This window comes from Pseudarthrobacter sp. MDT1-22, from assembly GCF_054511035.1.
The window spans coordinates 41667-53040 of the sequence record NZ_JBTNDK010000025.1; the positions used below are offsets into that span (position 1 = coordinate 41667).

An 11374-nucleotide genomic window follows, 5' to 3' on the forward strand; every position below is an offset into this window, starting at 1 on the left:
CAGTGTCCGGACTCCACGTTTGATCAGGTGGTGTCCGGCACAGCAAAGCAGCGCCGCATGAACGCAAGGTTGATGGTGCGTGCACTTGGCGAAACGTCCGTGGGGCAAAACAATACCGGCCGGTAGCTTTAATGAAAGCTGCCGGCCGGTATTTCGTCGAAGGAATTTACTTATGCGATGATCTTGAACATTGCACCGGTGGGGTCGGCCAACGAGGCGAGGCGGCCGAACGGAGAGTCCTCCGGTCCGTCAATGACGGTGGCACCGAGCGAAACGGCCTTCTCAATCGAAGCGTCCGCATCTTCGACGTTGAAGTAGACCTGCCAATTGGACGGAACGTCGGCCGGCAGATACCCGGAGGCGTCCATGATGCCGGCCTTGGCGGAGTCCCCGGCGCCCAGGGTGGTGTACCGGAAGTCCGGTGTATCGCTCATAACATCCGTATCCCAGCCGAACACCTCCTCGTAGAACTTCACGGCGGCGTCGTAGTCCTTGGTGTGGAGCTCGTGCCAGGCGGCGGCGCCGGGCTCGGCAACGAGCTCATACCCCTTCATCTCGCGCGGCTGCCACACGCCGATTGCCGCTCCGGCGGAGTCGCCGAAGATGGCCATGTGGCCCTGTTCCGGAACATCCATGGGCGGCATGTAGACCTGGCCGCCGTTGGCCGCGACGGCGGACGCGGTGGCCTCGGCGTCGTCCGAGCGGAGGTATGTGGACCAGACGTCGGGCATGCCTGCCTGGTCCTCGTCCTTCTGCATGAGTCCGGCCACGGTCTTGCCGTTCTTCCGCGCGGTGGTGTAACCGCCGTATTTCTCCTCGTCTCCGGTCTCGTACTCCCAGCCGAAGAGTTCGCCATAGAACTGGCGGGCCTTGTCGATGTCTGACGTCATGAGGTCGATCCAGCAGGGTGCGCCGGCGGTGATCTCGGGTGAAGGCATGATGGGCTCTTGCTGTCGATGGGTGACAAAAGGAACGACCCTATGTCCGGGCTCGGACAGTTTCAATGGTTTAGCTCCGGCGGACCCTGTGCCGGTTAAACGAATAAGCCCCGGTCCGCCATCATGTGGCGTACCGGGGTTCCATTCGCGGAAGGTAAGAGATTCGAACTCTTGGTACGGGGTTACCGCACACTAGTTTTCAAGACTAGCTCCTTCGGCCGCTCGGACAACCTTCCCTAACGAGTAGTGTTTCATAGGCAGTTGGCTGCAACAAAACAGAGTCTGCCGTGCGTCCGGTGCACACTGGTTCTGGGGCACGAGTCAGCTAGAAAACGGGAGTTCTCCATGAAAGCCGTCTACATTGCAGAACCCGGTGGTCCGGAGGTTCTGGAAGTCCGCGAAGTGGACGCGCCGGTGCCCGGGCAGGGCGAGGTGTTGATCGACGTTGTCGCCGCCGGCCTGAACCGGGCGGACGTGCAACAGCGCAGGGGCTTCTACCCGCCCCCGCCCGGCGCGTCCGAGATCCCGGGGCTGGAAGTCTCGGGGCGGATCGCCGGTTTCGGTCCCGGCGTCACCAAGGCATTCTCCGTGGGGGACAAGGTGGTGGCGCTGCTGGCCGGCGGAGGCTACGCGGAGCAGGTAGCGGTGCCGGCGGAGCAGGTGTTGCGGATTCCCGACGGCGTTGATGTGGTCACCGCTGCGTCGCTGCCGGAAGTCGCAGCCACGGTCTACTCCAACCTGATCATGACGGCTCAGCTGCAGGCGGGCGAGACTGTCCTAATCCACGGCGCCACCGGCGGGATCGGCACCATGGCCATCCAGCTGGCCAAGGCCTTCGGCGCCAGGGTCGCCACCACCGCGGGAAGCGCGGAAAAGGTGGGGACCGCGAAGGCTTTCCTGGGCGCGGACATCGCCATCAACTACACCGAAGAGGACTTCCCCGAAAGCCTCCGGCGGCAGAACGGCGGCAAGGGCGCCGACGTGATCCTCGACGTTGTGGGTGCCAAGTACTTGGCGCAGAACGTTGATGCGCTCGCGGACTACGGCCGGCTCGTTGTCATCGGCCTGCAGGGCGGAGCCAAGGGTGAGCTGGATCTTGGCCAGCTCCTGCGGAAGCGCGCGGCAGTGGTTGCCACGGCACTGAGGCCGCGCCCGGTGGCGGAAAAGGGCGCCATCATGAACGCCGTGCGCGAATCCGTGTGGCCCCTCATCACGGACGGCCGGATCCGCCCGCTGGTGGCCAAGACCTTCCCGCTGGACCAGGTTGCGGCCGCCCACCGGTACTTCGACAGCGGCGACCATGTGGGCAAGATCCTGCTGGTAATGTAGCCACGGTAGATACTGAGTATTGCTTTGCGCCGTGGACTGGCTTAGCCTCACTCTATACGCGGTATGCACGGGTCTTGGGGGGTCCGTGCATACCGACGCTGACGCCACCGCTAGGAGCACCATGTCCATCCGCCACAGCCTCCTTGCCCTGCTGCAGGACCAGCCGCGTTACGGCTACCAGCTCAGGGTTGAGTTCGAGAACCGCACCGGGTCCACCTGGTCCCTGAACATCGGGCAGGTGTACACCACGCTGGACAGGCTCGAACGCGACGGCCTGGTCAGCAATGACGGCAGTGACGGCGAAGGCCACGTGATCTACAGCATCACCGCCGCCGGCAAGGCGGAAGTGCGGAACTGGTTTGCCGCCCCCGTGGAGCGCAACAACCCGCCCCGGAACGAGCTTGCCATCAAACTGGCGCTCGCGGTCACGCTGCCAGGCGTGGATGTGCAGGCCATCATCCAGGCCCAGCGGGTGGCGTCCATCCGTGCGCTGCAGGACTACACCAAGGCCCGCCGCGACACGGCCGCCAACCAGCGGGCGGCGGATACCGCCTGGCTGCTGGTGCTGGATTCGCTGATCTTCCAGACGGAAGCGGAGGTCCGCTGGCTGGACCTTTGCGAGGCGCGGATGCTGCAGCAGGCGCAGACCGCGGGCCAGGCAACACCACGCAAATCGTCCAACGGGGTCACTGTGGAAGAGGCAGCCCCGCTCATCGCGGATAGCCGCCGGTGAGCGTCCAGGGGCCGCATCAGGTCCTGGAACTCGCCAAGGTCAGCAGGACGTTCGGTGAAGGCGCGACGGCGGTCGCCGCGTTGCGCGAGGTGGACCTCAGTATCAGAGCCGGAGAGTTCGTCGCGGTGATGGGTCCGTCAGGTTCCGGAAAATCCTCCCTCCTGGCACTGGCCGGGGGACTTGACCGGCCGACGTCGGGCGGTGTCTTTGTGGAATCGACACCACTGGGCGGGCTGGGACTGAACGAACTCGCCCGGTTGCGCCGCCGCGCCGTCGGCTATGTCTTCCAGGACTTCAACCTTGTCCCCACGCTGACGGCTGCCGAGAACGTGGCGCTGCCGCTGGAGCTGGACGGGACGGCCGCCAGGAAGGCGCAACGCCAGGCCATCGATGCGCTGCGGCAGGTGGGCATCCCGGAACTCGCGGACCGCTTTATGGACCAGATGTCCGGCGGACAGCAGCAGCGGGTGGCCATCGCACGGGCCATCGTGGGCAACCGCAGGCTGATCCTAACCGACGAACCAACGGGAGCCCTCGATTCCACCACCGGCCATGGCGTCATGGAGGTGCTCCGCGGACGTGCCGATGCCGGTGCGGCCGTGATGCTGGTGACCCATGAGGCCCGGCATGCCGCGTGGGCTGACCGGGTGGTGTTCCTCCGGGACGGCCGGATCGTGGACCAGGCAGCTGCCATGCACGATCCCGCCATGCTCCTGACGCAGGCCGGCCACTGACGTGGCACTCACCCTCGCACCGGCGCCTGGCGGGCGCCGGCAGGCTTTCCGCGTCGCCGTGCGGATGGCGCGGCGCGATATCCGCCGCCACAAGGGGCGTTCCCTTCTGATCATCCTGCTCATCATGCTCCCCGTGGCGGGAATGACCGGGGCGGCCACGTTGGTCCAGAGCATGCAGGAGACCGCGGCCGAACGCGTGCAGTACCAGCTCGGTACCACCCAGGCGCGGTTCCGGCCCATGCCCATGGCCAACGGGATCATGGTCCAGGACCCGGTCGAAGAGCTGCACATCACCACGAACAACTGGGACACTAACCCCGACTTCACGCCTACTGATCCGCAGGATGCGATTCCAGCCGGCTACGACGTGCTCACAGAATCCACGCTGGACCTCACCGCCGAGTCGGGTGCGGCGCACGTGCGTTTGGTGGGCCGGGCAGTGGACGCCATGGCCCCGGCATTTGCCGGAAAATACACGCTACTGGACGGCAGGGCCCCCGGGACCGATGCCGAGATGCTCGTATCGCCGGGGCTGCTGGAGCGGTTCGGGCTGGAACTGGGGGAGGAACTGGCGACGTCGGCCGGGACGTTTGTCGCGGTCGGAACGCTCCGCGATGCGGGCTATTCGGACAGCAACTCCATCGTCTACCTCAGGCCCGGCCAGGGCAGCGTTGGCGCCCCGGCGCCTGCCTCCGCCGGTCCGCCGCCGACCGCGTCGGCCATCAAGGCCACCATGTATTACCTGGTGGGTTCCGAGCCGGTGACCTGGAGCCGGGTCCTGGCGGCCAACGCCGTGGGTGTCACGGTGCTGTCCAGGTCTGTGGTGCTGAATCCGCCGTCCCAAGAGGAACGCGGGCCGGAGGGCGCAGGGACCTCATCGAGCGCGTCGCTGCCCCTCACCACCTACGCGGCCGGGGCGCTCCTGGGCGCCCTCGCATTGCTGGAGGTGGGCCTGCTGGCGGGAGCCGCGTTCGCCGTGGGCGCCAAGGGGCAGGTCCGGGAGTTGGCCCTGCTCGCCGCGACGGGGGCCGAAAGCCCCACTATCCGCTCGGTGGTGATGGCGGCTGGCCTGTGGCTCGGCGGCCTTGGCGTGGCGGCCGGCGCTGCTGTGGGACTCGTAGCCGCCGCCGTGGTGGTGATCGTGGCACGCCTGAACGGATCGGTCCGTTTTCCGGGCTTCCATCCGGACGCTTTGTTGACGGTCCTGGTGATGGTCATGGGCTACGTGGCGTGCCTGCTGGCTGCCTTGGCCCCTGCGCGGCAGGTGGCGCGCCAGGCCGTTCTGGGCGCGCTCAAATCGGGGCGGGCCCCGGCGTCGGCCGGCAAGGCGTCCACCGTGGTGGGTGCTGCCCTGCTGGGCGTTGCCGCCGCGGCCCTCGCCGCCGGCACGTGGCTTGCCGCCAACAGCGAAGACCCCGACGTGTTCATTTCCAGGACTCCGGTCATTGCCTGGTTCCTGCTGGGAGGCGCGGTACTGGGCGTCACATCGCTGGTGCTGCTGACCGGCAAGCTGGTGGCCCTCCTGGCCAAGCGTGCCGGACGGCTCCCCCTGGCTGCGCGAATGGCCGCCCGTGACTCGTCCCGCAACCGCAGCAGGACAGTTCCGGCGGTTGCCGCAGTCCTCGCGGCCGCCACCCTGGCCAGTGCCGGCATGGTGCTGGCCGCCAGCCAGCAGGCGAACGAGCAGCAAAACCACTACTGGTCCGCGTTGAAGAACCAGGCTGTCCTGCCGCTGTCCGTGTGGCAACCCCCACTGGCTGACGGAACAATGCCGGATCCGGCGCGGATTGACCCTGCTGCGGTGGCGTCCGCATTGGATGGGGCGGTGGACATCGTCGAATGGACCGCGGTAGTGCGAACTTCCGCTACCCGGAACTGCGAAATGCGGCCCGAACTGGCCGACGCGTCGCCGGCACAGACGCCGACGTCGAGCTGCCTGCAATATTCGCTGGCCACGCCGGAGGGTAACGCGTGCCCTGTGACCGCCGGCCAGCGCGTCCTTGATCCGGAGGATTGGCGTTGCCGGGGAGCGATGCGTCCCTACGAGACGCAGGGACGTATCAACTCCGTCATCGTCGGAAGTGCCGATGACGTGGAAAGGCTCTTCGGAACGGCTCCCACGGCGGAAGCCCGCGACGTGCTGGCGGCCGGAGGCATGGTGGTGACCAACCCGGTGTTCGTCCGCGACGGGCATGCGTCCCTGGTGGCGGAGGACGTTCGCAAACCGGCGCCCGGCGACCCCGCCACTGGCGCCTTCCTGGGGTACCAGGAGACGGGGCGGACGGATGTGGCTGCGGTAGTGCTGGAGCCGGAAGTCGACGTGCAGTATTACGGCGTTGTGTCCCCGGAGGGTGCCGCGGCCGCAGGGATGCGCCTGGATGACAGCGCGCTGCTGGTCCAGCTCACCGCCTACCCGGATGCCGCCCAGATGGACAAGGTGTCTGCCGCCCTCGCCGGCGTCTATGCGGGCCGCTACGGGTCAATGTACGTGGAGCCCGGAGCCGAGCGGGACGCCTCGCTGATCCTCTGGGCCATCGTGGGCCTGGGCGCGGTGATCACACTCAGCGCGGCAGGCATCACCACGGGCCTGTCCATGGCGGACTCGCGGAAAGACCATGTCACCCTTGCCGGGGTGGGTGCGGCCCCGCGCTTGCGAAAGGCGCTCGCGGGTTCGCAGGCGCTGATGACGGCGGGGCTCGGAACTGTGTTGGGAAGTGTTGCCGGGATAGTGCCGGCCGTGCTGCTGGTGACCGCAACCGGGATGGCGCGGACCGCCGTCGTTCCCTGGCTCCAGCTCGTGGCGCTGCTGATCGCGGTGCCGCTCACCGGTGCGGCCTTGGCTTGGCTGTTTACGCGGGCGGGGCTTCCGGTGTCCCGCCGGGAGGTGGGGACCTGAGCGGTACGGGGGGGAGCTGAGCAGGGGAGCGCCGTAATTAGGTCACACAGTTGGGTCTTTTTGATTGGGCCCAACAGGCCTACCGTGGGGCCTAGGACGCTGTCCGTCCCGGACGGCCGAAATACGGAGGGACCTCTTATGACAACGCATGTTGCCGATTGCAGTGTTACCCGTTGCTCGTTTAATGACCACGAAGGCTGTACGGCCCACGCCATCACGGTGGGCGGAAGCAAAGACCACGCCAGCTGCGCCACGTTCATCGACACGGGCATCCATGGCGGGCTGCCCAAGGTCTTGGCAGATGTCGGAGCATGCCAGCGCTCCGAGTGCATCCACAACGACCACCTGATGTGCAACGCCCCCGAAGTCCATGTTGGCCCGGGCGCTGACAACGCGGACTGCCTTACTTACGCACACGCGTAGCAACGGCTCCCGCTCGGGATTAGTCACGAAGGCCTCCGTCCAGGAAACCTTGAACGGGGGCTTTTGTGCGCTCGGCGACTCCCGCCTGCCGTTCACCGCAATGACACGCGGCGCGGGGACAATGCCGCGTCCTCGTTGGTGAGGCGTTGGTAGGGTGCCTTTGAGCAACTCACTGAAGCACCAATTCTCAAGGAGGAGACATGGCCAGCAGGCCTGACGAACCGGTACGTGCAGCGAAAGGAAGCGGCCCATTGACCGCCGATCCGAAGCTTCCGCCAACGGCAGTGGATGAGGCCGTCCGCGAGGCTGAGGACAAGAAATGGACCCCGGCCAAGATCGCCCTGTGGGCAGCCATCGCACTGCTCGGCGGCGTCGCCTGGTTCATGCTGGCCATCGTCCGGGGCGAAACCGTCAATGCGATCTGGTTCGTTTTTGCCTCGGTCTGTACCTACCTGATCGGTTACCGCTTCTACTCCAAGGTGATCGAACGCCTCATCACCAAGCCGGATGACCGCCGCGCCACGCCGGCGGAATACAAGGCTGACGGCAAGGACTATGTCCGCACGGACCGCAACGTGCTGTTCGGCCACCACTTCGCCGCCATCGCGGGTGCCGGCCCGCTGGTCGGACCCATCATCGCGGCCCAGATGGGCTACCTCCCCGGCACCATCTGGATCATCATCGGCGTTGTGCTCGCAGGTGCTGTCCAGGACTACCTGGTGATGTTCTTCTCCATGCGCCGCGGCGGCCGTTCCCTCGGCCAGATGGCCCGCGAAGAACTGGGCGTCATCGGCGGCACGGCAGCACTGATCGCCACGCTGCTCATCATGGTGATCATCGTGGCGATCCTCGCGCTCGTCGTCGTCAACGCCCTGGGCGAAAGCCCGTGGGGCGTGTTCTCGGTGGGCATGACCATCCCGATTGCGCTGTTTATGGGCGTCTACCTGCGCTACATCCGGCCGGGCAAGATCATGGAAGTCTCCCTGATCGGCTTTGTGCTCCTGATGGCCGCGATCATCGGCGGCGGCCTGGTGGCGGAGACCGAATGGGGCTCCGCGTTCTTCACCCTGGACAAGGTGACCATTGCCTGGGGCCTCATTGTCTATGGCTTCATTGCCGCCATCCTTCCGGTCTGGCTGCTCCTGGCCCCCCGCGATTACCTCTCCACGTTTATGAAGATCGGCGTGATCGTGATGCTGGCACTGGCCATCATCGTGGTCCGCCCGGAGATCACTGTCCCGGCCTTCAGCGAGTTCGCCAGCAGGGACAATGGACCTGTCTTCCCCGGTGCCCTGTTCCCGTTCCTGTTTGTCACCATTGCCTGCGGGGCCCTATCCGGCTTCCACGCCCTGATCTCCTCGGGCACTACCCCGAAACTCATCGAGAAGGAACGCCAGACCCGTTTCATCGGTTACGGCGGCATGCTGATGGAGTCGTTTGTGGCCATCATGGCGCTGGTCGCGGCCATCTCCATTGACCGCGGGCTGTACTTTGCCATGAACTCGCCGGCCGCCCTGACCGGCGGCACGGTGGAAACCGCGGCCGCCTGGGTCAACAGCCTTGGCCTCGCCGGAGTCAACGTCAACCCGGCCATGCTCGCGGAGACGGCAGCCAACGTCGGGGAGCAAAGCATTGTGTCCCGGACCGGCGGCGCGCCCACACTTGCCGTGGGACTCGCCCACATCATGCAGCAGTTCATCGGCGGGACGGCCCTGATGGCGTTCTGGTACCACTTCGCCATTATGTTCGAGGCGCTGTTTATCCTCACCGCGGTCGACGCCGGTACACGCGTTGCGCGCTTTATGCTGCAGGACTCCATCGGCAACTTCATCCCGAAGTTCAAGGAGCACTCGTGGCGGCCGGGAGCCTGGCTGTGCACCGCCGTTATGGTGGCCGCCTGGGGTGCCGTGCTGCTCATGGGCGTGACCGATCCGCTGGGTGGCATCAACACGCTGTTCCCGCTGTTCGGCATCGCCAACCAGCTGCTGGCCGCGATCGCGCTGTCTGTGTGCCTGGCCATCGTCGCCAAGCGGGGGAGTTTCAAGTACCTCTGGATCGTGGCCGTACCGCTGGCGTTCGCCGCCGTGGTGACTATCACCGCGAGCTACCAGAAGATCTTCTCGTCAACGCCTGCCGTCGGCTACTTCGCCAACAACGCAGCCTTCAGCAAGGCACTCGCGGACGGCAAGACCGAGTTCGGCACAGCCAAGAGCGTCGCGGCCATGGAAGCCGTGGTGCGCAACACCGCCATCCAGGGCTGGCTGTCCGTCATCTTTGTGGTGTTGAGCATCATCGTCATCGCCATGGCCTTGGTGGCCACCATCAAGGCCTTCCGCAACCATTCGGCTGGGTTGCCGAACGTTGACAACGAGGACGAGGCCCGGCCGTCGAAGGTCTTCGCACCCGCCGGGCTGATCCCCACACCCGCGGAACGTGAGCTGCAGGCCGAGTGGAACAAGCTGCCGGCCGAGCTGCGGTTCGAAAGGGCAGGTCACCACAAATGAGCCCCGGTCTGGCCGCGGTCGCAACAGGGTTCCGGGGTTTCGCCCGGTTCCTCGGCGGCGTGCTCGGTGCTGATGCGTACGCCAAGTACCTGGAGCACCACCACGCGGCCGGACACGGGGAGCCACCTCTGACGGAACGCGAGTTCTGGCGGGACCGGACGGACCGCCAGGACTCCAACCCGCAGGGCCGGTGCTGCTGACGCTGACGGCCGGCCAGCCTTCACCGGCTGGCCGGCTTCATCAACTGGACTGCCCGTCCTCGGCTCGTGAGAGTATGAACGCATGAGCGATCCGACAGACACTCAGCCTGATGACGTACCCGTTGAGGGCAGGACCCTCGACAACGGCGAACCGGCCATGCCGGCTGTGCCCATCCCGGCTGGAGCCGGCCCAGGCGCTGCAGGTCCGGCAACTACAGGCCCGGCGGCGTCGAGCACGTCACTCGGGAGCAAGGCCAAGGGCAGCAACCTGCAGGACCTCGTGGACGAGCCCGCGAAAGTCATGCGGATCGGCACTATGATCCGGCAGCTCCTGGCAGAGGTTAAGTCGGCACCGCTGGACGACGCCGCGCGCGAACGCCTGGCCGAGATCCACGAACGTTCCATCAAGGAGCTGGAGGACGGGCTGGCACCGGAGCTCGTTGAAGAACTGGAACGGATCAGCCTGCCCTTTCCGGAGAACACCACACCGTCCGACGCCGAGCTTCGGATCGCCCAGGCGCAGCTGGTGGGGTGGCTGGAAGGCCTCTTCCACGGCATCCAGACGGCCATCGCCGCCCAGCACGCCGCACGGGAGCAGGCCGCCGCGCAGCTGCACCTGAAGCAGCTTCCGCCGGGCACCATGATCGCCCCTGGCGTGGTTATCGGGGAGAACGGCGAGCCGCAGAGGGCCGCCGCCAGCCAGCATTCCGGTCCGGTGCAGTCAGGCCGGCCGGAGGACCCGGACCACGGTCCCGGCCAGTACCTCTAGGTTCCTGCGTGGGATTCTTAACTGCCGCCCGCCAAGGGCGCAAAGACGATGCTGAGCTGGGGAAGGGCCTTTGGCGCCGCGCCCACGATCGCTTCCACCGGGGCCTGGACCGCTATCACCAGGTCCTCGAAGGTGTCGAAGACGAGCAGCTTTATGCCGAACTGGTGGAAGTAGCCAACGAGCTGGCGGGGCTCATGGAGCGCGTCCGTGTTGTTTGCGTCGAAGCCCAGCGGCGGTCGCCCAGCGAAGGTCTGGACATTCCCGGGGACTTGGCAGGTGTACACCGGTCGTTGTCGAAGGCAGGCAATTCGCTGGCCACCACCGCCGAGGCTGCCGCCATGCTGCGGCTTGCCGTCGGTCCCATCCCGGTGGGGGCGGCTTCGGTGCGCCGCCGCGCGGAATCGGTGTTTGAGCAGGTGGCCGACGCCGAACGACGCCTCGCCGAGGATGCCGCCGCGGGTGGCCAGCCCGAAAGCCTTTCCGGCTGAGCGGTATTTCCGGATGACCTCAGGCGGCGATCCTGGCCTGCTCTATGGCAACAGCGTCGATAACGGCCCACGATTCCTCGGTGCTGCAGTTCCGGCTGGCGAAACGCTCGGCGTCCTTCAGGGAATCGAAGCTTTCACTGCTGATCCGGCCGCAATCGGCGTCGAAGTACGTGACAAGAAATTCCTGTGCAAGTTGGTTCTCCATAAGTCCAGTCTGCAACCGGGGTCTGACATTAACCGTTCATCAGTCCCGCGTGGGGTGTGCGTCAGATTTGTAGGTAGTTGTTCGTGGTGGCGGTTTCAGGGCTGTTGGTGGCGCTCAGGCTGCGGTGGCCTGGTGGGTGCTGGCGTTTTGGCAGC

The 11374-nt window shown here is 66.2% G+C and carries 11 protein-coding genes and 1 tRNA gene; 9 read left to right on the forward strand and 3 right to left on the reverse strand.

The features are described 5' to 3' along the window. Positions 1-170: 170 nt before the first annotated feature. Both ACX80M_RS17030 and ACX80M_RS17035 read right to left on the reverse strand, forming a co-directional pair. Positions 171-938 (reverse strand): VOC family protein, encoded by a 768-nt coding sequence (locus ACX80M_RS17030; protein WP_252610831.1) that lies wholly within the window; start codon positions 936-938, stop codon positions 171-173. A gap of 148 nt (positions 939-1086) precedes the next feature. Further along, positions 1087-1174 (reverse strand) — tRNA-Ser (locus ACX80M_RS17035). 109 nt (positions 1175-1283) lie between these two features. Here ACX80M_RS17035 and ACX80M_RS17040 point away from each other — a divergent pair. The 9 genes from ACX80M_RS17040 to ACX80M_RS17080 all read left to right on the forward strand — a co-directional run bounded on the left by ACX80M_RS17040 (position 1284) and on the right by ACX80M_RS17080 (position 11014). After that, positions 1284-2267 (forward strand): NAD(P)H-quinone oxidoreductase, encoded by a 984-nt coding sequence (locus tag ACX80M_RS17040; protein WP_141139438.1) that lies wholly within the window; start codon positions 1284-1286, stop codon positions 2265-2267. 121 nt (positions 2268-2388) lie between these two features. Continuing rightward, entirely contained in the window at positions 2389-3000 is a 612-nt protein-coding gene (locus ACX80M_RS17045; protein ID WP_252599828.1) for a PadR family transcriptional regulator, read from the forward strand. Continuing rightward, complete coding sequence (locus ACX80M_RS17050) at positions 2997-3734, forward strand: ABC transporter ATP-binding protein (RefSeq protein WP_252610833.1); 738 nt, start codon at positions 2997-2999, stop codon at positions 3732-3734. Before ACX80M_RS17045 ends, ACX80M_RS17050 begins: the two co-directional genes overlap by 4 nt. Position 3735: 1 nt before the next feature. Further along, the gene (locus ACX80M_RS17055) at positions 3736-6630 is read left to right on the forward strand and encodes an FtsX-like permease family protein (protein WP_252599734.1); all 2895 of its coding nucleotides are present in this window, start codon (positions 3736-3738) and stop codon (positions 6628-6630) included. A 138-nt stretch (positions 6631-6768) separates the two neighbouring features. Then, complete coding sequence (locus ACX80M_RS17060; protein ID WP_252599732.1) at positions 6769-7053, forward strand: DUF1540 domain-containing protein; 285 nt, start codon at positions 6769-6771, stop codon at positions 7051-7053. A 200-nt stretch (positions 7054-7253) separates the two neighbouring features. Next, positions 7254-9557, forward strand: a complete 2304-nt coding sequence (locus ACX80M_RS17065; protein ID WP_252610835.1) for a carbon starvation CstA family protein — start codon at positions 7254-7256, stop codon at positions 9555-9557. Further along, a complete protein-coding gene (locus tag ACX80M_RS17070) occupies positions 9554-9757 on the forward strand; it encodes a YbdD/YjiX family protein (RefSeq protein WP_252599729.1) in 204 nt (67 codons plus the stop codon). Before ACX80M_RS17065 ends, ACX80M_RS17070 begins: the two co-directional genes overlap by 4 nt. A gap of 82 nt (positions 9758-9839) precedes the next feature. Beyond that, complete coding sequence (locus tag ACX80M_RS17075) at positions 9840-10526, forward strand: bacterial proteasome activator family protein (RefSeq protein WP_252599728.1); 687 nt, start codon at positions 9840-9842, stop codon at positions 10524-10526. Between the two features lie 8 nt (positions 10527-10534). After that, the gene (locus ACX80M_RS17080; RefSeq protein ID WP_252614967.1) at positions 10535-11014 is read left to right on the forward strand and encodes a hypothetical protein; all 480 of its coding nucleotides are present in this window, start codon (positions 10535-10537) and stop codon (positions 11012-11014) included. Positions 11015-11033: 19 nt separating this feature from the next. On the opposite strand, the gene ACX80M_RS17085 is transcribed toward ACX80M_RS17080, so the two are convergent. Further along, positions 11034-11219: a hypothetical protein gene (locus ACX80M_RS17085; RefSeq protein ID WP_252614968.1), complete on the reverse strand. Its 186-nt coding sequence runs from the start codon at positions 11217-11219 to the stop codon at positions 11034-11036. Positions 11220-11374 lie beyond the last annotated feature (155 nt).

Excerpts from the sequence above, each read along its gene's own strand:
- ACX80M_RS17045 (WP_252599828.1), top strand. The coding sequence starts at position 2,389 with ATGTCCATCCGCCACAGCCTCCTTGCCCTGCTGCAGGACCAGCCGCGT.
- ACX80M_RS17085 (WP_252614968.1), bottom strand. The coding sequence starts at position 11,219 with ATGGAGAACCAACTTGCACAGGAATTTCTTGTCACGTACTTCGACGCC.
- ACX80M_RS17060 (WP_252599732.1), top strand. The coding sequence starts at position 6,769 with ATGACAACGCATGTTGCCGATTGCAGTGTTACCCGTTGCTCGTTTAAT.
- ACX80M_RS17070 (WP_252599729.1), top strand. The coding sequence starts at position 9,554 with ATGAGCCCCGGTCTGGCCGCGGTCGCAACAGGGTTCCGGGGTTTCGCC.
- ACX80M_RS17040 (WP_141139438.1), top strand. The coding sequence starts at position 1,284 with ATGAAAGCCGTCTACATTGCAGAACCCGGTGGTCCGGAGGTTCTGGAA.
- ACX80M_RS17030 (WP_252610831.1), bottom strand. The coding sequence starts at position 938 with ATGCCTTCACCCGAGATCACCGCCGGCGCACCCTGCTGGATCGACCTC.
- ACX80M_RS17065 (WP_252610835.1), top strand. The coding sequence starts at position 7,254 with ATGGCCAGCAGGCCTGACGAACCGGTACGTGCAGCGAAAGGAAGCGGC.
- ACX80M_RS17075 (WP_252599728.1), top strand. The coding sequence starts at position 9,840 with ATGAGCGATCCGACAGACACTCAGCCTGATGACGTACCCGTTGAGGGC.